At 70.7% G+C, this 20,205-nt stretch carries 20 protein-coding genes; 7 read left to right on the forward strand and 13 right to left on the reverse strand.

The window, feature by feature from the left end; genetic code table 11:
• Positions 1-13 precede the first annotated feature (13 nt).
• From AC1DCT_RS02655 to AC1DCT_RS02695, 9 genes are read right to left on the reverse strand one after another with little or no spacing between them, the layout of a single operon-like run.
• The gene (locus AC1DCT_RS02655) at positions 14-1,204 is read right to left on the reverse strand and encodes an acetate/propionate family kinase (RefSeq protein WP_477427298.1); all 1,191 of its coding nucleotides are present in this window, start codon (positions 1,202-1,204) and stop codon (positions 14-16) included.
• Positions 1,201-3,336: a phosphate acetyltransferase gene (gene pta, locus AC1DCT_RS02660; protein ID WP_477427300.1), complete on the reverse strand. Its 2,136-nt coding sequence runs from the start codon at positions 3,334-3,336 to the stop codon at positions 1,201-1,203. The genes AC1DCT_RS02655 and pta overlap by 4 nt, the downstream gene beginning before the upstream one ends.
• 35 nt (positions 3,337-3,371) lie before the next feature.
• A complete protein-coding gene (locus AC1DCT_RS02665) occupies positions 3,372-5,051 on the reverse strand; it encodes an alkaline phosphatase family protein (RefSeq protein WP_477427302.1) in 1,680 nt (559 codons plus the stop codon).
• The gene (locus AC1DCT_RS02670) at positions 5,042-5,794 is read right to left on the reverse strand and encodes a RibD family protein (protein ID WP_477427304.1); all 753 of its coding nucleotides are present in this window, start codon (positions 5,792-5,794) and stop codon (positions 5,042-5,044) included. The genes AC1DCT_RS02665 and AC1DCT_RS02670 overlap by 10 nt, the downstream gene beginning before the upstream one ends.
• A complete protein-coding gene (locus AC1DCT_RS02675) occupies positions 5,791-6,756 on the reverse strand; it encodes a lysylphosphatidylglycerol synthase transmembrane domain-containing protein (protein ID WP_477427306.1) in 966 nt (321 codons plus the stop codon). Before AC1DCT_RS02675 ends, AC1DCT_RS02670 begins: the two co-directional genes overlap by 4 nt.
• Complete coding sequence (locus tag AC1DCT_RS02680) at positions 6,744-7,559, reverse strand: SAM-dependent methyltransferase (RefSeq protein WP_477427308.1); 816 nt, start codon at positions 7,557-7,559, stop codon at positions 6,744-6,746. The genes AC1DCT_RS02675 and AC1DCT_RS02680 overlap by 13 nt, the downstream gene beginning before the upstream one ends.
• Positions 7,556-8,578 carry a glycosyltransferase family 4 protein gene (locus AC1DCT_RS02685; RefSeq protein ID WP_477427310.1) on the reverse strand — a complete coding sequence of 341 codons (1,023 nt, stop codon included), beginning with the start codon at positions 8,576-8,578 and terminating at the stop codon, positions 7,556-7,558. The genes AC1DCT_RS02680 and AC1DCT_RS02685 overlap by 4 nt, the downstream gene beginning before the upstream one ends.
• Positions 8,575-8,970 (reverse strand): 6-pyruvoyl trahydropterin synthase family protein, encoded by a 396-nt coding sequence (locus AC1DCT_RS02690; protein WP_440731825.1) that lies wholly within the window; start codon positions 8,968-8,970, stop codon positions 8,575-8,577. Before AC1DCT_RS02690 ends, AC1DCT_RS02685 begins: the two co-directional genes overlap by 4 nt.
• Positions 8,967-9,989 (reverse strand): zinc-dependent alcohol dehydrogenase, encoded by a 1,023-nt coding sequence (locus AC1DCT_RS02695; protein ID WP_477427312.1) that lies wholly within the window; start codon positions 9,987-9,989, stop codon positions 8,967-8,969. Before AC1DCT_RS02695 ends, AC1DCT_RS02690 begins: the two co-directional genes overlap by 4 nt.
• Positions 9,990-10,018: 29 nt before the next feature.
• Between AC1DCT_RS02695 and AC1DCT_RS02700 the strand changes: the two genes are divergently transcribed.
• The gene (locus AC1DCT_RS02700; RefSeq protein ID WP_477427314.1) at positions 10,019-10,762 is read left to right on the forward strand and encodes a CDP-alcohol phosphatidyltransferase family protein; all 744 of its coding nucleotides are present in this window, start codon (positions 10,019-10,021) and stop codon (positions 10,760-10,762) included.
• 4 nt (positions 10,763-10,766) lie between these two features.
• Positions 10,767-11,168, forward strand: a complete 402-nt coding sequence (locus tag AC1DCT_RS02705) for a hypothetical protein (protein WP_441977785.1) — start codon at positions 10,767-10,769, stop codon at positions 11,166-11,168.
• A gap of 20 nt (positions 11,169-11,188) precedes the next feature.
• On the opposite strand, the gene AC1DCT_RS02710 is transcribed toward AC1DCT_RS02705, so the two are convergent.
• The 3 genes from AC1DCT_RS02710 to zapE form a co-directional block, all read right to left on the reverse strand.
• Entirely contained in the window at positions 11,189-11,779 is a 591-nt protein-coding gene (locus tag AC1DCT_RS02710) for a type II toxin-antitoxin system PemK/MazF family toxin (RefSeq protein ID WP_477427316.1), read from the reverse strand.
• A 41-nt stretch (positions 11,780-11,820) separates the two neighbouring features.
• On the reverse strand, positions 11,821-13,056 hold the full coding sequence (locus tag AC1DCT_RS02715; RefSeq protein ID WP_440731830.1) for an ammonium transporter: 1,236 nt from the start codon (positions 13,054-13,056) through the stop codon (positions 11,821-11,823).
• Positions 13,057-13,187: 131 nt separating this feature from the next.
• The gene (gene zapE / locus AC1DCT_RS02720; protein WP_440731831.1) at positions 13,188-14,240 is read right to left on the reverse strand and encodes a cell division protein ZapE; all 1,053 of its coding nucleotides are present in this window, start codon (positions 14,238-14,240) and stop codon (positions 13,188-13,190) included.
• Between the two features lie 178 nt (positions 14,241-14,418).
• Here zapE and AC1DCT_RS02725 point away from each other — a divergent pair, with 178 nt between their 5' ends.
• Together AC1DCT_RS02725 and AC1DCT_RS02730 are read left to right on the forward strand one after the other, a co-directional pair.
• A complete protein-coding gene (locus AC1DCT_RS02725; protein WP_440731832.1) occupies positions 14,419-15,312 on the forward strand; it encodes a sulfurtransferase in 894 nt (297 codons plus the stop codon).
• Positions 15,313-15,331: 19 nt separating this feature from the next.
• The gene (locus tag AC1DCT_RS02730; protein ID WP_477427318.1) at positions 15,332-15,781 is read left to right on the forward strand and encodes a SufE family protein; all 450 of its coding nucleotides are present in this window, start codon (positions 15,332-15,334) and stop codon (positions 15,779-15,781) included.
• A gap of 34 nt (positions 15,782-15,815) precedes the next feature.
• Here AC1DCT_RS02730 and AC1DCT_RS02735 read toward each other — a convergent pair whose 3' ends face one another.
• Positions 15,816-16,991, reverse strand: coding sequence for an alpha/beta hydrolase family protein (locus AC1DCT_RS02735; protein WP_477427319.1), 1,176 nt, complete (start codon positions 16,989-16,991; stop codon positions 15,816-15,818).
• Between the two features lie 25 nt (positions 16,992-17,016).
• On the opposite strand from AC1DCT_RS02735, the gene AC1DCT_RS02740 reads away from it, so the two are divergent.
• The 3 genes from AC1DCT_RS02740 to AC1DCT_RS02750 all read left to right on the forward strand — a co-directional run bounded on the left by AC1DCT_RS02740 (position 17,017) and on the right by AC1DCT_RS02750 (position 20,202).
• Entirely contained in the window at positions 17,017-17,598 is a 582-nt protein-coding gene (locus AC1DCT_RS02740) for a DUF3000 domain-containing protein (RefSeq protein WP_477427321.1), read from the forward strand.
• A complete protein-coding gene (locus tag AC1DCT_RS02745) occupies positions 17,591-18,787 on the forward strand; it encodes an HRDC domain-containing protein (RefSeq protein ID WP_477427323.1) in 1,197 nt (398 codons plus the stop codon). The genes AC1DCT_RS02740 and AC1DCT_RS02745 overlap by 8 nt, the downstream gene beginning before the upstream one ends.
• A 209-nt stretch (positions 18,788-18,996) precedes the next feature.
• Complete coding sequence (locus AC1DCT_RS02750) at positions 18,997-20,202, forward strand: thiolase family protein (protein ID WP_477427325.1); 1,206 nt, start codon at positions 18,997-18,999, stop codon at positions 20,200-20,202.
• The last annotated feature ends 3 nt before the right edge of the window (positions 20,203-20,205 follow it).

The raw sequence follows: 20,205 nt of genomic DNA on the forward strand, positions 1-20,205 counted from the left end.
GGGGCGCGGCTGTTCATGGCAGTGTCTGCACTGTCTGGCGGGCGATCTCGAGTTCCTCGTTCGTCGGCACCACCAGCACCGTCACTCGGGACGCATCCGTCGAGATGACGCGGATCCCCGCCCCGGACGCCTCGTTGCGCACCGGGTCGATCTCGACGCCCGCGAAGCCCAGCGTCGCCATCGCCTCCCGGCGGACCAGCGCGTTGTTCTCGCCCACCCCGGCGGTGAACGAGATGACGTCGACGCCGCCGAGCTGGGCGATGTACGCCCCCGCGTACCCGCGCAGACGGTGGATGTACACCTCGAACGCAAGGGCCGCGTGTTCGTCGCCCGACGCCGCACGGGCGAGGACGTCGCGCATGTCCGAGACGCCTGCGAGCCCCTTGAGCCCGCTGCGAGCGTTCAGCAGCTCGTCGAGGTCGTGGGTCGTCATGTCGGCCCGACGGGCCAGCGTGAACAGCACGGCGGGGTCGATGTCGCCCGAGCGCGTGCCCATCACGAGCCCTTCCAGGGGCGTCATGCCCATCGACGTCTCCACCGAGCGTCCTCCGCGCACCGCGGTCACCGAGGCGCCGTTGCCGAGGTGGAACACGATCTGGCGCAGGTCGTCCCGCTCACCGCCGACGAACGCCGCGGCCGCCTCGGACACGTACTTGTGCGAGGTCCCGTGGAAGCCGTACCGGCGGATCCGGTGCGCCTCGGCGAGCTCGCGGTCGATCGCGTAGGTGTACGCGGCGGGCGCGAGGGTCTGGTGGAAAGCCGTGTCGAACACTGCAACATGCGGCACGTCCGGGAAGGCGGCCTTCGCCGCGCGGATGCCCTGGAGCGCGCCGGGATTGTGCAGCGGAGCGAGCGCGGAGAGCTCGTCGATGTTGATCTCCACGAGCGGGGTGATGAGCGTCGGCTCGAAGAAGCGCGCGCCGCCGTGCACCACCCTGTGCCCGAGCGCCGTGGGAGGGGACTCCTCGAGGGACGGCCCGTGCGCATCGAAAGCGTCCAGCATCACCTGGAACCCGACGGTGTGGTCGGGGATCGGCAGGATCCGCTCAGTCTCGCGTCCTTGAGCATCGACATGGACCGCTCGACCCTCCGGCTGGCCGATGCGCTCGACCAGCCCCGAGGCCAGGGCGACACCGCCGGCGACGTCGACGAGCTGGTACTTGAAGGACGAGGATCCGCTGTTGATGACCAGGACGATGCTCACGAGGCGCTCCCCTGCTGGGCCTGGATCGCGGTGATCGCGATCGTGTTGACGATGTCCTCGACGAGAGCGCCGCGGGAGAGGTCGTTGATGGGCTTGTTGAGCCCTTGCAGCACCGGCCCCATCGCCACCGCGCCGGCGGATCGCTGCACGGCCTTGTACGTGTTGTTGCCGGTGTTCAGATCCGGGAACACGAACACGGTGGCCCGGCCGGCCACCGATGACCCGGGAAGCTTCGCCCTGGCGACCGCCGCGTCGGCCGCGGCATCGTACTGGATCGGTCCCTCCACGGGCAGCTCCGGCGCACGTTCACGCACCAAGTCGGTCGCGGCGCGCACCTTCTCGACTTCGGCGCCGGATCCGGAGTCCCCCGTCGAGTACGAGAGCATCGCGACCCGGGGCTCGATGCCGAACGCGGTCGCCGTCGCGGCCGAGGAGATCGCGATGTCGGCGAGCTGCTCGCTGGTCGGATCCGGGATCACCGCGCAGTCACCATAGACCAGGACGCGGTCCGCGAGAGCCATCAGGAAGACCGAGGACACCACGGAGACCCCGGGCCGCGTCTTGATGATCTCGAACGCGGGGCGGATCGTGTGCGCGGTGGTGTGCGCGGCACCGGACACCATGCCGTCGGCGAGGCCCAGGTGCACCATGAGGGTGCCGAAATAGGAGACGTCGGTGACGGTGTCGGCCGCCTGGGCGACGGTGACGCCCTTGTGCGCACGCAGCCGCGCGTACTCCTCCGCGAACCGCGGCACGAGCTCGGGATCCGTCGGCGACACGATGCGCGCCGCGTCCAGGTCGACTCCGAGCTCCCTGGCGCGAGCCCGCACCGCCGCCTCCTCACCGAGGATCACCAGGTCTGCGATCCCACCGGCGAGGACCGCCCCCGCAGCCCGGAGCACGCGATCGTCGCCACCCTCCGGGAGCACGATCGTGCGGCGCTCGGTGCGCGCCCGGTCGAACAGCTCGTACTGGAACATCAGCGGCGTCACGACATCCGAGCGCGCGACGCCCAGCCGCGCGATGAGAGCCGGCACGTCGACGTTCTGCTCGAACATCGCCAGCGCCCGGCCCACCCTGTGCGGAGCGTCCACCGAGAGGCGGCCCGGCGCATTCATGATGCGCACGGTGGTGTCGTAGGTGCCGTGATCCGTCGCGATGATGGGCACCCGCGGCCCCAGCCCGTCGAGCAGGCGTTCGATCGGCTCTGGCAGCGCGAACGGCCCGTTCAGCACGATCGCGGCGATCGACGGGAAGGTTCCCGCCGCCTGCGCCAGCAGGGTGGCCAGCAGTACCTCCTCGCGATCGGCAGGCACCACGACCACCGACGACTCGATGAGCCGTGGCAGCACGTTCACCATGGACATGCCCGCGATCACCACGTCCAGCACCTCACGGTCGAGGAGCTCCTCATCACCGCGGACCATTCGCCCGTCCAGTGCCGTGCGCACACCGCGCACGGAGGGCGCAACGAGCGAGCGATCCTCCGGGATCACCCACACCGGCACCTCCTCGGCGGTCGGCGGCCGCTCCCCCAGCACCGCCGCGACGGCGGCCGCGATCTGATCGCGCTGCGCACCGTCGGCGCGGTTGACGACGATCGCGGAGAGCACGGCCCGCTCCTGTGCCAGCTCGGCCATGCCGAGCCTGGCGAGCTGGCCCACCTGCGCGGGTGTGCGCGCTTCGGTGACGCCGAGGCGCTCGCCGTGCCCCGCCGTGTCTCTTCCGCCCAGCACGAGCAGCACCGGCGCCCCCAGGTTCGCCGCGATCCGCGCGTTGACCCCGAGTTCCGCGGGAGCCGCCACATCGGTGTAGTCGCTGCCCAGGATCACGACAGCGTCGCACTGCGCCTCCACGGCCCGATAACGCTGCAGGATCCGCCCGAGGGCCGCATCGGGGTCGGCGTGGAGCTCGTCATAGCCGACGCCGATGCACTCGGCCGCATCGAGCCCGACCTCGGTGCGGCTCAGCAGCATCTCCAGCACGTCGTCGGAGCCGTCGCTTGCACGGCTGACCGGACGGAACACGCCCACTCGGGCAGCGGCTCTGCTCAGCGCGTCGATCACACCCAGCGCGACAAGCGACTTGCCGGAGTGACCTTCGATGGACGTGATGAGGATGCTCTTCGCCACGCCCTCAGCCTACGTGCCCGCTCCCTCGCTGCCGCTCATGGCTTCTCGCTGAACGCGGCGAAGAGGCGATCCCGGAAAGCGTCCATGCGCCAGATCGGAGAGCCGTCACGCGGCTGAAGGCCGCGCGTCCACCCCCAGCCGTCGATCGCCGCGAACACCGCGGGGTCGCGGGCGATGACGCTGATCGGCACGTCGTGCGAGGCGCCGGCGCCGCTCACGATCGCGGCGGGCTGGTGATCGCCGAGGACGATGACCACGAGGTTCGGATCGTCGACGTTCTCGAGGAACGAAAGCAGGGATCCGAGCGAGTACTGCACCGACTGCCCGTAGAAGCGCTGGACGGTCTCCGCGCTCTGCCAGACCGTTCCTGCGGATTCGCTCTGACCCGGCTGCGGTTCGTAGACGGAGCCGTCGCCGATCTGCTCCCAGGGCACCAGTTGCGGCAGTGGCGCCCACGGGGTGTGCGACGACACCAGGTCGATCTCGGCCATCACGGGATCATGCGGACCCGTGAGCTCCGTGTCGGCGAAGTGCTTGAGTGTGAACTGGTCGGGAATGCGCGCATAGCCGAAGCCAGGGCCGCGGTAACCGACGTCCGTCGCGCCGACCAGCGAGTCATATCGATAGAAGGACGACCCGGTGCGCCAGGCCTCGGTGTCCGAGGGCACGTCGGACACCGTCCGCCACCCGGCTTCACCGAACGCCCGCGCCAAGGACAGGCGGTCGCTGGCGACGAGCTGATCGTATGCCTGCTGCGTCGGCGTCCACACGCCGGTTTGCAGGGTGCCGTGCGCGAGCCAGCTCAGCCCGCCGTAGGTGGGCGATGTGAGCCAGGCGCTTTGCGCGGCGTACCCGTCGGCGACCAGGGAGGCGTTCCCGGCCCGGAGCACATCCGTCACGCCGTCGGCGATCCCCGCGCCCTCCAGCGCGACCCGGCCGTAGCTCTCGACGAACGCGACCACGACGTCCTTGCCCCGGAGTCCGCTGAGCAGGCGAGACGAGGGCATGGCCGCGAACGGATCCTCCGCGATGGCACGCGCGACCGCCGCCTGCTCCGCGAGCACGCGCTCGGTGCGCGACACCGCGGTCGCGACGGAGCCGACCGAGGCGGCGGAGGCGAGGGGATCGCCGGTCGGCGGCGGCGCCACGACCCCTGCGACCAGCCACACCACCGCGAGTCCCGCGATCACGACTCGCCCCGCGCCACGTCGCTGCACCACTTCCGAGACGCGGAGGGAGGCCCAGGCCAGCAGCATCGCGCACGCGAGGGCCGCGCAGAGGAGGCCGACCAGCAGCAGCTCCGCGAGGAAGGGGCCCACCGAGTCGACGACGACCCCATAGGCGGATCCGAGCTGCGGCCAGTCCACGAGGACGAACGGGGTTCCGACGGTGGTACGGAATCCGCGGTCGATTCCGGCGAGAGCAAGGGCAGAGGTGACGAACACACCGAACACCCCGGCTAGGACACGGCGCACGGCGCGCCACGGAACGAGCAGGAGCAGAAGCACGATCAGGAGCGACTCCGCGGGGATTCCGAGGAGTCCGTTCAGTCCGGGAGAGGGCCGGTCCGTCCCCAGCAGTCCCGGAGCGAGCGGGAGGACGACGAGCGCCACGATCGCGACGGTGAGCCCGGCCGCGCCTCTCCCCTGCCACGGGGCCGCGCCGAGGTGCGTCCCACGTGAGGTCCAGCTCCCGGCCTGCAGGCTCATGGCCATGCGGAAGCGGCGATGGCGTGATCCCGGACGGCGGGATCGCCGTCATCCGTAGGGACGTCGCAGCGATCCGACAGCGCGTAGCGCAGCAGCACGACGTCGCCGATCTGCCGCGTGTCCGCCAGACGGGCACGACGCGAAGCCGTCCAGGGATACCGGCCCGCGGCCGCGGCCCGGGGCGCTCCCGGCTCGCCGACGAAGAAGGGCGCGATCACGAGCTGCAGCTCGTCCACGAGATCGGCCTGGAGGAACTGGGTGAGAACGGCACCGCCTCCCTCGACCATGAGCCGGCGGACTGCTCGGCGTTCGCCGAGGTCGTCGAGCACGGCGGCCATGGTCACGTGCTCGCCGAGGCCGACCACCGTGGCCCGCTCGCCGAGCCGTGAGCCAAGACGGCGCACGCCCTCCGACGGCGTGTACACGAGACGCGGCACCTCCCCCGTCGTGAAGAACGCGGCGTCCGGGGACAGAGCGCCCGACGCCGTCACCGTCACCTTCATCGGAGACGCAGCGCATCCGGACGACAGCCGCCGCGCACGCCGCGCGGCATCGCGGACCAGCAGTCGAGGGTTGTCCCGCCGCACCGTCGACGCGCCCACCAGGATCGCGTCGTTGCGGGAGCGCACCTCGTCGACCCGGTCGAAGTCGGCCTCGTTCGACATCGCCAGGCGGCGCGGTGCGGAGCCGTCGAGGTACCCGTCGATCGACATCGCACAGCTGAGAGTGACGTACGGTCGCTCGCTCATAGCCTTCTCCTCTGCTCGACGAGAAGCACGACCGCGCCCGGCAGCACGCCGATGAGCGCCAGCGCGCCGAACGCGGCGGAGGCGGACACGCCGGCGGAGGCGCCGAGGCCGACGAGTGCGAATGCCGCGCCGGCCACGGCCTCCCTCGGGCCCCAGCCGCCGACGTTGAGCGGGATGGCGGAGGCTGCGAGCACGACGAGGCCGACCGCCGCGATCGCACCGTCGGGCCGCAGTCCGACGGCGAGGGACGCCACGAGGAACAGCGCGACGTGCGCCGCCACGACCACGACCGATGCGGTGATGATCGCGAGCAGCGCGGCCGGTCTTGCCAGCACCGGGCGGAGCAGGAGATACTCCTGCTGCAGGAGCCGCCGCGGGCGCGGCAGGATGACCGCCGTCGCCGCCATCACGGCGATCCCGGCCGCGATCGCTCCCGCGCCCCAGACGAGCGGCACGAGCCGGGACCCGAACCCGAGCGGCAACAGGATCGCGAGCGTCAGCGCGACCTGCACGATCTGCCCGAGGATCCGTTCGACGGCCACGGCACGAGCGGCGATGCCCAGGCGCGCCTGGTCCCGGCCGTGCGCCCAGGCGCGATGCACATCGCCGAGGATGCCCGCCGGAAGCACGGCATTGAGGAATTGCGACCGGTAGTAGGCGGCGAATCCGGCGCGCCGGCTCAGCGTCAGCCCGTAGCCGGTGGCGACGACCCTCCAGCGCCACGCGGCGGCCGAGGTCGCGATCACCGCGAGCGCGAGGGCCGCCAGCACGGACAGCGGCGAGATGGCGGCGAAACCGTGCAGGAACGGGCCGAGACCGACGACCAGCACCGTCGCGACCAGGATCGCGATTCCGGCGCCGACGCGGGCGGCGAAGCGGATCCGGGGATGATCGCGCCGCCGATCCGCTGCGTCTGGCGCGTACGGGAGGGCGCCCTCCGAGAAGGGGCTCACCGCGGCCATGCGAGCACATCCTGGTGCGAGACGGTGACGCGCAGCGTTCCCCCGTCGAGCTCGGCACTTCTCCGGGCGAGATAGCCGGCGGCATCGTCTGCGAGTTCGGGACGCTGCTCGACGGCCGCACCGACCCAGCCGTCCAGCCAGGCGGCGAGCAGGGGCCCGTCCGCGGGGCCGAGATGCCACGGCGTCGAGCTCGTTCGGATCCTCCATCCGGCGTCGGCGAACAGCCTCGCCAGGACGGGAGCGGCATCCGGGCCCAGCAGCCGCCGCCCGTCGGCATCCCGCCGCTGGTGCGCGTTGAACGCGTCTCCGAGGGTGGCGTCGATGTCATCGGGAGGATCGAGGACCACCACTCCCGTGACGGAGAGGCTGAAGAACGCGGGAGCACCCGCCGCGACGCACGCACTGACGATGCGGGCCGCCTCGTCGCGGGTGACGACGTCGAGCAGGGCGGAGGCAGTGACGGCGGACGCGCCGGCGAACGCCCGAGCATCCAGTGCTTCCAGTACCTCGACGTTCGTGAGGAAGCGGATCGGCCTCCCGGCGTCGTCGGCGACCGCGTCGAGGTCGAGGTGCTCGAGGATCCCTGCGTCCCCGTCGCGCAGCACCCACTCCTGGGGGCCGGGCAGCCGAGGGGCGAGCCACCGGGTCATGCCGCCGGTTCCGGCCCCGAGGTCGTGCAGCACGACCGGCCCGGATGGCAGCAGGCGCGCGAGCACGGCAGCGAGCTCCGTCGAGCGGGCGGCGTCATCCGCCGCGGAACGCAGCGCGAGCCACGACGGCGTGGCGGTCGAGACGGAGCTCATGACGTCTCCAGCGCGACGGACACGGCATCCACCGTGTCCGACCAGCTCGGCAGGCTGTCGCGAGCGGCGCGGGTCTCGGCGCGCAGCCGCCGGCGCAGCGCCGGATCCGTCATCCAGCCGTCAAGAGCGGCCGCGAGGGCACCGGGATCCTCGGGTGGGACGAGGAGGGCCCCGCCTCCGGCCACGGTGTCGGGGATGCCTCCCACCGCCGCGGCCAGGACGGGCATGCCGTGCCCGCGGGCCTCGGCGATCGCCATGCCCGAGCTCTCCACGCGGGACGGCGCCACGAGCAACCCACTGCGGCGATACTCCGCGGCGAGCTCCGGCCCCTCGAGCACACCGGTGAGTCGCACCCTGCCGGAGAACCGCTGTGCCTCGCGTGCAACCGAGGAGGCGAAGCTGCCGGACGGTGGGGAGGATCCGACGATGCGGCACGTCCAGCCCCGTCCTGACAGCCGATCGAGTGCGGCGAGCAGCACGTCCTGTCCCTTGTGCGGCGCCACGACGCCGACGCAGAGGAGATTCTGCCCGCTCGCCTGCGCACCAGAGGACGAGGGAGCCTGTGGCACGTCGACTCCCGGCACCGCGATCGTCACGCGGTCGGAGTCCGCCAGCCCGCGCCGGCGGAGCTCCTCCGCTGTCCACCGGCTCGTCACGATCACGTGGTCCGCTGCCGTCAGGGCACGACGCTCCGCATCCGTCGTCCGCGCCGTCGCATCCGGGAACGCCGCCGCGACCATGTGCGCCAGGACCACCGTCCGCACCCGGGCCGACGCCTCGGCCAACGCCTCCGATGCCCTGAGGGCGATGAGCCCGTCCACGAGCACGGTCGCGCCGCGCGGAACCTCCCCGAGGGCCGCCGCCGCGTCGGAGGAGCCGCTCGTCTCGACGGTCGTGACGCGCCATCCGCGGGCGCCCAGGCCGTCGCGCACGCGCCGGTCGTACACGTTTCCGCCGCTCACCCGGGCGGGATCGTCGATCCCCTCGGGGACGAGGAAGGTGACGGCGCGGCCGGTCACATCGTCACCTCGTAGGAGGCCCACGCGATGTGCGATTCGTGCAGGGTCACGGCGATGCCGGTCAGCCTGGCATCGCCGAAGCCGCCGTCGCGCGCCCGCCCTGCGAGCCTGTCGCCGATGATCTGGCACAGCCGCTCGGTCGTGGTGTTGACGCCCTGCAGGTCGGGCTCGTCATCGAGGTTGCGGTACGAGAGCGCATCGACGATCTCGTGCAGCGCGGCCGAGGCCCGACCGATATCCACGACGATTCCGTCCGGATCGAGCTCCGCGGCGCGGAAGGAGGCGTCGACGACATAGGTCGCGCCATGCAGTCGCTGCGCGGGTCCGAAGACTTCGCCGCGAAGGCTGTGGGCGATCATCAGGTGGTCACGGACCGTCACGGCGAAGGTCATGGCCTGCTCCAATCGATGGTCTGGCAGAGCTCGGCCGCGGTGCCGTCGGCGAGGCCCGCAGTCACGTCCGGCAGCTGCCGCCACGATGCGGTCGCCCCGAGCAGGACGTCGAACGCGGGGTCCTGCAGAAGGCTGAGCGCGAGTGTGAGCCGATCCCGCGTGCTCCGCCGACCGCGACGGGTCGTGGCGACTGCGCCGACCTGGCTCGAGCGGATCCTCAGCCGGCGCGAGTGGAAGTCTGCACCCAACTCGAGCGACACCGGTTCGGCGCCGTACCAGCTCGCCACGAGCACCTCGCCGTCCGTGGGCGCGCACCGCAGCGCCAACTGCAGTCCGGCACCGGATCCGCTGGCCTCGATCACCACGTCCGCGTCGCCGGGCGGAGCCGCAGCGCCGGCGAACCGCGCACCGAGCGCCTCGACGACGCTCCGCTTCTCGGGGTCGATGTCGACCACGGTGACCTCGACTCCGGGGATGCCGCTCGCCAGGCGTGCCACGGCGCAGCCGATCATCCCGGCCCCGACGATGAGCACGCGGTCGCCGATGGCGGGTGCTGCGTCCCAGAGCACGTTCACTGCGGTCTCCACCGCCCCCGCGAGCACCGCCCGCCGGGCCGGCACGCCCTCGGGCACGGGCACGACGGCTCCCTCCGGCGCGACGTACCCCGACTGGTGCGGGACCAGCGCGAACACCGTCCGTCCCCGCAGCGGCAGCGGGCCGTCCTCGACCACGCCGACGTTGAGGTAGCCGTATTTGACGGGGAAGGGGAAGTCGCCGTCCTGGAAGGGAGCGCGCATCCGCTCGTGCTCGGAGTCAGGCACCGCCCCGCGCGCGACGAGCGACTCCGTGCCGCGGCTGATCCCTGTCCACAGGGTGCGCACCGAGACCTCGCCCGGGGCGGCGGGCCGCACCTGTTCGCTGCGGAACTCGCCATGTCCCTGGCCCGTCGTCCACCACGCGGTCGCCGTCTCTGCGCGATCCGCGTGAACCTCGACCGCCCGCTGCGTCGTGTCACCCATGACTACCATGAAAGTAACACGGAGGCCGGATGCGAAAGGTTCAGCTCACGCCCTGGCTGTGGGGGGCCGCAGGAGTCCTCGCGCTGCTCACGCTCGGTGCGTTCGAACCGCTGTCGCCGGCGGGTTGGACGGCTGCGCTCGGCTACCTGGCCGTGTCGTCCCTGCTGGTCTCACGCGGGCTCCGACGGCGCGGCAGCACGCGCTTCGGCGCCGCCAACGCCGTCACGGCCGCCCGATCGATGCTCGTCGGCATCGCGACGGGCCTCGTCGTGACCTCGTTCACGGATGGAATCTCCGTCGCGCTCTTCGCGACGATCGTGGCCGCAGCCCTCGCCCTCGACGGCGTCGACGGGTACGTCGCGCGCCGCACCGACAGCGTGAGCGAACTCGGCGCCCGCTTCGACATGGAGGTCGACGCGTTCCTGCTGCTTGTGCTGTGCGTGTACGACGTGCGATTCGTCGGCGGCTGGGTGCTCGCGATCGGGCCCATGCGGTACGCCTTCGTCGCCGCGGCATGGGCGCTGCCGTTCCTCGGCCGCACACTCCCCTACCGGTACTGGCGGAAGGTCGTCGCTGCGGCGTGCGGCATCGCGCTGGCGCTGATCGCCACGCAGCTGCTGCCGCCTGTCGCGAACATCGCCATCGCGGCGGGAGCGCTCCTCCTGCTGTGCGAATCCTTCGGTCGCGATGTCGTCTGGCTCGTCCGGATGAACCGGACGAGCTCGCATCTCGTGTCACCCCAGAAGGCCTCGGCTCGAGACGGAAGCAGGTAGCACGATGACGTCGACCACCACCCCGGCGCTGCGGGTCATGCGGATCCTCAGCGCGCTCGTCCTCCTCACCACCGGCGGGATCCACCTCTTCCTCGTGTTCGCAGGAGTCGGCGGGATCCTCGGCGTGATGTTCGTGCTCAACGCCGTGGCGGCACTCGTGCTCGCGGTCGGGATGCTCGTGCTCCACGGCAGGCTCGCGCAGGCCGCGACGGTGCTGTCCCTGCTGTTCCTGATCGCCACACTGGGCGCGCTTCTGCTTGCGCTCACCGTGGGTCTGTTCGGGATCACCGAGGTGTGGACCTTCACGCTCGTCCCGCAGACGGTCGTCGTGGAATCGATCGGGATCGTCGTCCTCGCGGTGACGACTGTGCTCGTGCTGCGAAGCGGATCGCCGGCGCGGCGCTGAGCAGTGCGTTCAGCCCGCCCTCAGGCGGCCGCGGTCCATCCGAACCGGCGCTCCAGCACGCTCGCCACGCGCTCGAAGCGGGCGCGGTCGAGAGCGGCCGCTTCGCGCCGCACACCGGAGATGTGCACGCTGTAGAGCTGGTCGATGTCGACCCAGCTCTCCCTGCCCTGCCCGTCCCAGGGTCCAGATCCGAGCGAGAGGAAGTCGCGGTCCCCGTCGTGCGACTTGCTGGTCAGCTTGACCGCGTACACCCGCTCCGCCGACTGCCCCGCGATCACGAGCACCGGCCGGTCCTTGCCCCGGCCGTCGCGCTCGGCGTACGGCACCCAGGTCCAGACGATCTCCCCCGCGTCCGGAGCACCGTCGCGCCGCGGCGCGTAGGCGACGTGAAGGCCGCGCACCGAGCGGGGATCGAGCTCGAGGGTCTCGGTCGCTCCGCCGTGGCCCACCGTCGGCTCCAGCGTCGCGGTGCCTGTTGAGGCGCCTGCCGTCGTGCGAGCTGCGGGGCCCTGCGGCGCCTTCTCACGGGTGGAGGTGTTCGTGACTGCCTTCGCGATCGCCGCCACGGCGGCGAAGAGCGCGGACAGGATGCCGTTGCCATTGGTGGTCACAACGACACCCTATCCGCGCCTGTCCCGCATCCCCGCGGGCCTCAGGAGGTGAGCGCGTAGCCCTCCTCGCCGTGCACTACGAGGTCGACGCCGGCGATCTCGTCCTCGCTGGTGACACGGAAACCGACGGTCTTCTCGATGGCGAAGCCGATGACCAGCGCCACGACGAAGGAGTAGATCAGCACGCCGCCCGAAGCGAGCACCTGCACCACGAGCAGCCGGAGGTCGCCGCCCGTGAACAGGCCCTGCCCCGTCGCGAAGAAGCCGAGGTAGATGGTGCCGATGAAACCGCCGACCAGGTGCAGACCGACCACGTCGAGCGAGTCGTCGTAGCCGAGACGGAACTTCAGCTCCACCGCCAGCGCGCACACCGCGCCGGTCAGCGCCCCGAGCAGCAGTGCCCAGCCCGGCGTCAGGTTGGCGCACGCCGGCGTGATCGCCACGAGGCCCGCGACGGCACCGCTGGCGGCACCGATCGAGGTGGCCTTGCCGCCGCGGATCCGCTCGATCAGGATCCATCCGAGAATGCCCGCAGCGGCCGCTCCGAACGTATTGATCGTGATCAGCCCGACGCCGTCCATACCCTTCGTGGTCCACTGCGCGCCGGCGTTGAATCCGAACCAGCCGAACCACAGCAGCGCGGCACCGAGCAGCGTGAGGGGCACGTTGTGCGGCTTCTGGATGCCCTTCTGGAACCCGATCCGCTTGCCGAGCACGAGCGCGAGGGCGAAGGCCGCGGCGCCGGCGTTGATGTGCACCGCGGTGCCGCCGGCGTAGTCGATGAACTCGATGCCGCTGTCGGCTCCGAACAACATGGCGCCCAGATGCATGATCCAGCCGCCGCCCCACACCCACGCGGCGATCGGGAAGTAGCCGACGGTCGCGAAGACGCCGACGAAGATGAGCCACGGACCGAACTTCGCCCGGTCCGCGATGGCGCCGGAGATGAGGGCGACCGTGATGATCGCGAACGTGGCGCCGTACCCCACGGTGAGCAGCGCGACGTTGGATCCCTTGCCGCTCGCGAGCGAGGCCAGGCCGAAGTCGGCGAACGGGTCACCGGCGAACTGCGTCGGCGAGGACACACTCGCCATCGACGACCCGAACAGGATCCACAGCACGGCGACGAGCCCGATCGCGCCGAAGCTCATCATCATCATGCTGATGACGCTCTTGGCCTTGACAAGACCGCCGTAGAAGAACGCCACTCCTGGCGTCATGAGCAGTACCAGCGCCGTCGCCGTCACTCCCCAGGAGATGTTCCCTGTTGCTTCCATACTGTGCGCCTCCACCTGATCGCGTCGTGCGTTTCAGTGTGGCGGCGCTGTGTTTCGCGGGAGGGAGGCGCATGTTGCGCCGGTGTTACAGGATCCGCCGCTGTGTGAACAGCGTGTTTCGCGCGTCCGGATCAGCCGGCGACGGGGAGCTCGGCGTGCGAGAGAGCGTTCAGACGAGAGATCGCACGCAGGTACTTCTTGCGGTAGCCGCCGCCGAGCATCTCCTCGCTGAAGACCTCGTCCAGAGGACGTCCGGTCGCCAGGATCGGGATCTGCGCGTCATACGCGCGGTCGACGAAGGCGACGAACCGCAGCGCCTCGGACTGGTCGGTGAGCTGGCGCACATCGCGGATCCCCAGCGCCTCGACTCCGGCGATGAGGCGGATGTAGCGAGACGGGTGCACCTGCGCGAGGTGCTTGACGATGTCGTCGAACGCGTCGTCCGAGACGCGGTGACCTGTGCTCAGCACCGCGATCCGTTCGGCGTAGTCCTCGCCGGACAGCGCCACGGCGTGCCCGTCCAGCGCGCGCTGGCGGAAGTCGACGCCGTCGATGCGGATCGTCTCGAAGCTGTCCGACATCGCATGGATCTCGCGGAGGAAGTCCTGTGCGGCGAAACGGCCCTCGCCCAGCGCGTTCGGCGGGGTGTTGGAGGTGGCCGCGAGCTTCGTGCCGGTGCCGACGAGCTCGCCGAGCAGTCGGGTCATCACCATGGTGTCGCCCGGGTCGTCGAGCTCGAACTCGTCGATGCAGAGCAGATCGGATCCGCGGAGCAGGTCGACGGTGTTGCGATAGCCGAGCGCGCCGACGAGAGCCGTGTACTCGATGAAGGATCCGAAGTACTTCCGCCGGGCGGGCATCGCGTGATAGATCGACGCGAGAAGGTGGGTCTTGCCGACGCCGAAGCCGCCGTCGAGGTAGACACCGGGCTTCGTCTCGGGCACCTTAGGCGCCCGCCGGAACAGGCCGCCGCGCTTGACCGGCTGCGCGCCCGTCGCGAACGTCATGAGATGCTGCTTGGCCTCCTCCTGGGAAGGGTAGGCCGCGTCGGAGCGGTAGCTTTCGAACGTCGCGCCGTCGAACTGCGGCGGCGGCACGAGCCCCGTCAGCAGTTCTGCGCCGGTCATCTGCGGCTGGCGGTCGATGAGGTGGACGACGCCGGAGGTGGCGGCCTGATCGGTCATGCGGATCCTGTGTCGAAGTCTTACCCCGCGGGTGCGCAGGGGCGCACGGGGTTCTAGTGTCGAAGAGACGGATCAACCCTACGCCGTCGCCGTCACCGGTTTCACCGCGCGTCATCGCGCGCGACGGGCCGTTCACGGACATCGTCGCCCTGCATCACCACTTCCGAGGGAGCCCCCTGTGACCGTCGAATTCGACACCGCGTCCGCATCGTTCGCCGAGTACGCCGAGCCCGGACGGCTCGTCAGCACCGACTGGCTCGCCACGCACCTCGGCGAACCGGGCCTGGTCGTGGTGGAGTCCGACGAGGACGTGCTGCTCTACGAGACCGGGCACATCCCGGGTGCGGTCAAGGTCGACTGGCACACCGAACTGAACGACCCGGTCGTGCGCGACTACGTCGACGGCGCCGGGTTCGCCGCGCTCCTGAGCCGCAAGGGCATCTCCCGCGACGACACGGTCGTGATCTACGGCGACAAGAACAACTGGTGGGCCGCCTACGCCCTCTGGGTCTTCTCGCTGTTCGGTCACGAGGATGTACGCCTGCTGGACGGCGGGCGCGACCGCTGGATCTCCGAGGGCCGCGAGATCACCACCGAGCTCCCCGGCCGCGCGGCCACCGAGTACCCCGTCGTGGAACGCGACGACTCAGTGCTGCGCGCCTACAAGGACGACGTGCTCACGCATCTGGGCAACCCGCTCATCGACGTGCGCTCGCCGGAGGAGTACAACGGCTCGCGCACGTCGGCACCGGCCTATCCCGAGGAGGGCGCGCTGCGCGCCGGGCACATCCCGACCGCGCAGAACGTGCCATGGGCGAAGGCCGTCGCCGAGGACGGCGGGTTCAAGCCCCGTACCGAACTCGAAGCGATCTATCTCGATGGCGCCGGGCTCAAGGCCGGCGACGACGTGGTCGCGTACTGCCGCATCGGTGAGCGCTCGGCGCACACCTGGTTCGTGCTGAAGCACCTGCTCGGGTTCGAGAACGTGCGCAACTACGACGGATCCTGGACCGAGTGGGGCAGCGCCGTGCGGGTCCCGATCGTCACCGGCGAGGAGCCCGGGTCGCTCTGAGCATGGGAGGATTGCGGTGATGACTGACACCGCTGCTTTCGCCCTCCCCGACGCGCTCGCAGAGATCCGGGACGCGTTCCTGGAGCTCCCCGAAGCGGACCGGCTGCAGCTCCTGCTCGAGTTCTCGAACGAGCTGCCTGCGGTCTCCGAGGAGGTCGCCGCTCATCCCGAGATGGCTGAGCGCGTGGCCGAGTGCCAGTCGCCCGTCTACATCTACCTGGAGCTGGCGGGCGGCGCGGTGACGATGCACGCCACCGCGCCCGCAGAGGCTCCGACCACGCGCGGGTTCGCGAGCATCCTCGCGCAGGGCATCGCCGGTCTCAGCCCGGAGGCCGTGCTGGCGATCCCCGACGACTTCCCGCAGTCCATCGGTCTCACCCGCGTGGTGTCGCCGCTGCGCATCTCCGGCATGACAGGGATGCTCATGCGCGCCAAGCGGCAGGTGCGCGCCCGCCTCGCGGCCGCCTGACCGATACGCGGCGGAGCCGGCCGACGGAGAGCTCTCAGCCCAAGGAGCTGTCCTGCGCGAAGCCCTGTTCGCCGAGCCAGTCCGTGATCGCGTCGGTCCACCGGTTCTGGTCGTAGTTCCACAGTTTGGTGTGGCGCGCGCCGGTGAACGGCGGCATGGTCACCAGATCCGGCCGCGCCCTCGCCAGTGCGTGCGAGGCGTCCGAGGGCACGAAGCCGTCGTCGTCGCTGTGCAGCAGGAGGATCGGCACGTCGAGCTCGGCGGAGCGGGCGACCATGTCCAGCGCATCGAACGGGATCGCCTGGTCCGCACCACTGAGCCGTGCGGACCAGGGCTGTTCCAGCGCGTCCATCGCGAGCTGCGGAAGCGGATCCGGCAGTCTCATCGCCTTCGCCTGGAAGCGCAGCACCGTCCGCCAATCCACGACCGGGGAGTCGAGGATCATGCCGACCACGGCGCCGCCGTGGTCCGACCTCACCAGGGTCTGCAGCGCGATCGCGCCACCCATCGACCACCCCATGAGCAGGATCCGCTCCGCGCCGTGGCGGAGCGCGTACGCGATCGCCGTATCGACGTCGCGCCATTCCGTCGCGCCGAGGCCGTAGGAGCCCGGACGCGTGCGCGGCCCCTCCCCGTCGTTGCGGTAGGACGTGATGAGCACCGGCAGCCCCGCGGCATGCAGGACGGGAACGGCGCGAAGGCACTCGGAGCGGGTGGCACCCCGGCCGTGCACCTGGATCACCCAGGTTGCCGACTCCGCCGGGAACAGCCACGCAGGACACGGGCCCGCAGGCGTGCCGATCAGCACCGACTCGTACGGCAGGTGCAGCTCACCCGGTGCGAGGTAGTAGGAGCCGCTGAACCCGGCGCGGCGTCCCACCTCAGCGCCCGGCTCGATCTGCGTCAACAGCTTCCGGCGCACGCTGTCGGCGTCCGCGTGCAGCACCGCGCCGAGCTTCACATAGCCGGGGGTGCCGTCGACGTAGAGGCCGTAGCGCCCGGGCAGCTCGGTGTCCGGCGTGCGTGAGAGTTCGATCGTCTGCGCGCCGGTGTCGATCCAGAGCACATCGGTGTCGTTCTTGCGAGGGGCGGGGGTGACCACCTGGCGCGCGATGCGCAGCACGAGGGCGCTGCCGATCGCCGCGCCCAGAGCCGCGGCGCCTGCCAGCGCGATCGCGCCGACCGTCGCGGCGTGCCTGAGACTCTTCATCGCCTCCTGACTCTAGTCTGTCCGCGTGAGCGCTCATCCCGGATCCGACGGCGTCTTCGCGCATGCCGCCGAACAGCTGCGGGCGCTGCGATTCCGCGACGACATCGTGGTGCACGAGATCCCCGCACCGTCCGGCCTCGCGCCCGATGCCCTCGCCCTCGCAGCCGACGTGCGCCCCGACGACAACGGCGACTCGCTGTACGGCACCGGGCGCTTCGTGCTGCTGCACGATCCGTCGGAACCGGACGCCTGGACGGGCCCCTGGCGCATCGTGGCGTTCGCTCAGGCTCCTCTCGAGCCCGAGATCGGCACGGATCCGCTGCTCGCGGATGTAGCGTGGTCTTGGCTGATCGACGCGCTCGCGTCCCACGGCGCGACGCATCACTCCGCATCCGGAACCTCCACGAAGACCTTGTCCAGGGGCTTCGGCGGGCTGGCCGCGGAAGGAGACGGCGCGCAGATCGAACTCCGTGCGTCGTGGTCGCCGACCGGACCGCTCGCCCCGCATGCCGAGGCATGGGCGGAGCTGGTCGGAATGCTGGCGGGACTGCCGCCCGGCTCAGAGGACATCGCCGTGTTCGGCGCCAGGAGAAACATCCGTGACTGACTACGTCGTCATCGACAACGACGAGGACTTCGTCGCCGCGGTCCAGACTCTCGCCGCAGGAAGCGGCCCCGTCGCCGTAGACGTGGAACGCGCCTCCGGCTTCCGTTACTCACAGCGGGCCTACCTGGTGCAGGCCTTCCGACGCGACGCCGGGGCGTTCCTGTTCGATCCGATCGCGATCAGCTCGTTCGCTCCGCTGCAGGAGGCCATCGGCGGTGAGGAGTGGGTGTTCCACGCCGCCAGCCAGGATCTGCCGTCCCTGCACGAGCTGGGGCTGGAGCCCGCGAGCGTGTTCGACACCGAGCTCGCCGCGCGTCTTCTCGGCTATGAGCGCGTGGGCCTCGCGGCCGTCGTCGAGCGCGCTCTGGGCATCGTGCTGGCCAAGGAGCACTCGGCCGCGGACTGGTCGACCAGGCCGCTGCCGAACGCCTGGCTCGAATACGCCGAGCTCGATGTGCTGCACCTCGTGGATGTGCGCGACTTCATCGCCGCCGAGCTCGCAGCGGCCGACAAGACGGCGTTCGCCGCCGAGGAGTTCGAAGCGACGCGCGTGCGCCTGCCCAAGCCTCCGCGTGAGGAGCCGTGGCGGCGCCTGAGCGGCCTGCACCAGGTGCGCGGTGCGAGGAATCTCGCTGTGGCCCGCGAGCTCTGGCTGGCCAGGGAGGACTTCGCCCGCGAATCCGATGTCTCCCCCGGTCGTCTCGTCCCCGATCGCGCGCTGATCGCCGCCGTGCAGGCGAACCCGCAGAACAAGGGCGCCCTCGCCGCCGTCTCGGCGTTCACCGGTCGCGCCAGTCGCAGCCAGTTGGACCGGTGGTGGGCGGCGATCGAGCGCGGACGCGAGCGCACCGACCTGCCGCGTGAGCGGGTGCCCAGCGACGCTCCCCCGCCGCCGCGCGCGTGGGCCGATCGCAACCCCGAAGCGGACATCCGGCTGAAGGGCGCACGTGCCGCCGTCGAGGCCCGTGCGGAAGAGCTCGGGATGCCCACGGAGAACCTGCTCACCCCGGACACGCTGCGCAGGATCGCGTGGGAGCCGCCGTCGGAGATCGATGCCGCATCGATCGGTTCCGCCCTCGCCGCACGCGATGCCAGACCCTGGCAGATTGAGGAAACCGCACAGCGGATCGCGGATGCTTTTGTGGAAGCCGCGCAAACGACCGACGAGGCGCCCGGAGACGCTTCGTAGGTTCAGCCCAACCGATTCATACTCCGTTCCGTGACCCCACCTAGGCTGAGGGGACACCCCTGGAATGCGCAGACCGCGATGACACTCGGTCTCACAAAATAGGGAACCGCGTTCCTCAGGACGTGCGAAACTGTAAGTCCGGCGTGCGTTGGCTGCCGGCAGAACAACGGAGGCCTTGTCCGCGCAGCGGACGGGGCATTGGAGGCAGAGTGGCCGAGATCTCGGACGTCTTCTTCGTCGATGGAGTGCGCACCCCCTTCGGGCGCGCCGGCGAGAAGGGCATGTACTGGAACACCCGCGCGGACGACCTGGCCGTCAAGGCCACGATCGGCCTGATGGAGCGGAACACGAACGTCCCGCTGGACCGGATCGACGACGTCGCCATCGCCGCGACGTCGCAGACCGGTGACCAGGGACTCACCCTTGGCCGTTCGGTGGCGATCCTCGCCGGACTCCCCCAGACCGTGCCAGGCCTGGCCGTCGAGCGGATGTGCGCCGGCGCGATGACCAGCGTCACCACGATGGGCGCATCGATCGGCGTCGGCATGTACGACCTCGCCCTCGCGGGCGGCGTCGAGCACATGGGCCACCACCCGATCGGCGGCAACGCCGACCCCAATCCGCGGTTCGTCGCCGAGAAGATGGTCGACCCGGGAGCCCTGAACATGGGCGTCACCGCGGAGCGCATCTTCGATCGCTTCCCGCACCTCACCAAGGAGCGCTCGGACCGCTTCGGCATGCTGAGCCAGCACAAGGTGCAGGCCGCGTACGACGCCGGCAAGATCCAGCCCGACCTCGTGCCGGTCGCGATCAAGGGTGCCGACGGCGCCTGGGGTCTTGCCACCGAGGACGAGGGCCGCCGGCCGCAGACCACGATGGAGGACCTGGCAGCGCTGAAGACGCCGTTCCGCCCGCACGGGCGCGTCACGGCCGGAACCTCCTCGCCGCTCACCGACGGCGCGACCATGTCGCTGCTCGCCGGCGGCGGAGCCGTCAAGGAACTGGGTCTCACCCCGAAGATGCGCATGGTCTCGTTCGCGTTCGCCGGCGTCCAGCCGGAGATCATGGGCATCGGTCCGATCCCTTCCACCGAGAAGGCGCTCAAGAAGGCCGGCCTGACGATCTCCGACATCGGCCTCTTCGAACTGAACGAGGCGTTCGCGATCCAGGTCATCTCCCTGCTCGACCACTTCGGCATGGCCGACGACGACCCTCGTGTCAACCAGTGGGGCGGTGCGATCGCGCTCGGTCACCCGCTCGCTGCGAGTGGCGTGCGCCTGATGATCCAGCTCGCCGCGCAGTTCGCCGAGCGTCCCGACGTCCGTTACGGCCTCACCGCCATGTGCGTGGGGCTCGGCCAGGGCGGCTCGGTCATCTGGGAGAACCCCTACTTCGACGGCAAGAAGCGGAAGTGAGTG

The organism is Microbacterium sp. 10L49 (genome assembly GCF_056395125.1).

What these genes read in the sequence shown, in the direction of transcription:
- zapE (WP_440731831.1), bottom strand. Translation starts at nt 14,240, where the DNA reads ATGACCGATCAGGCCGCCACCTCCGGCGTCGTCCACCTCATCGACCGC.
- AC1DCT_RS02690 (WP_440731825.1), bottom strand. Translation starts at nt 8,970, where the DNA reads ATGACCTTCGCCGTGACGGTCCGTGACCACCTGATGATCGCCCACAGC.
- AC1DCT_RS02695 (WP_477427312.1), bottom strand. Translation starts at nt 9,989, where the DNA reads ATGGGTGACACGACGCAGCGGGCGGTCGAGGTTCACGCGGATCGCGCA.
- AC1DCT_RS02665 (WP_477427302.1), bottom strand. Translation starts at nt 5,051, where the DNA reads ATGGCCATGAGCCTGCAGGCCGGGAGCTGGACCTCACGTGGGACGCAC.
- AC1DCT_RS02670 (WP_477427304.1), bottom strand. Translation starts at nt 5,794, where the DNA reads ATGAGCGAGCGACCGTACGTCACTCTCAGCTGTGCGATGTCGATCGAC.
- AC1DCT_RS02675 (WP_477427306.1), bottom strand. Translation starts at nt 6,756, where the DNA reads ATGGCCGCGGTGAGCCCCTTCTCGGAGGGCGCCCTCCCGTACGCGCCA.
- AC1DCT_RS02715 (WP_440731830.1), bottom strand. Translation starts at nt 13,056, where the DNA reads ATGGAAGCAACAGGGAACATCTCCTGGGGAGTGACGGCGACGGCGCTG.
- AC1DCT_RS02705 (WP_441977785.1), top strand. Translation starts at nt 10,767, where the DNA reads ATGACGTCGACCACCACCCCGGCGCTGCGGGTCATGCGGATCCTCAGC.
- AC1DCT_RS02680 (WP_477427308.1), bottom strand. Translation starts at nt 7,559, where the DNA reads ATGAGCTCCGTCTCGACCGCCACGCCGTCGTGGCTCGCGCTGCGTTCC.
- AC1DCT_RS02730 (WP_477427318.1), top strand. Translation starts at nt 15,332, where the DNA reads ATGACTGACACCGCTGCTTTCGCCCTCCCCGACGCGCTCGCAGAGATC.
- AC1DCT_RS02700 (WP_477427314.1), top strand. Translation starts at nt 10,019, where the DNA reads ATGCGAAAGGTTCAGCTCACGCCCTGGCTGTGGGGGGCCGCAGGAGTC.
- AC1DCT_RS02735 (WP_477427319.1), bottom strand. Translation starts at nt 16,991, where the DNA reads ATGAAGAGTCTCAGGCACGCCGCGACGGTCGGCGCGATCGCGCTGGCA.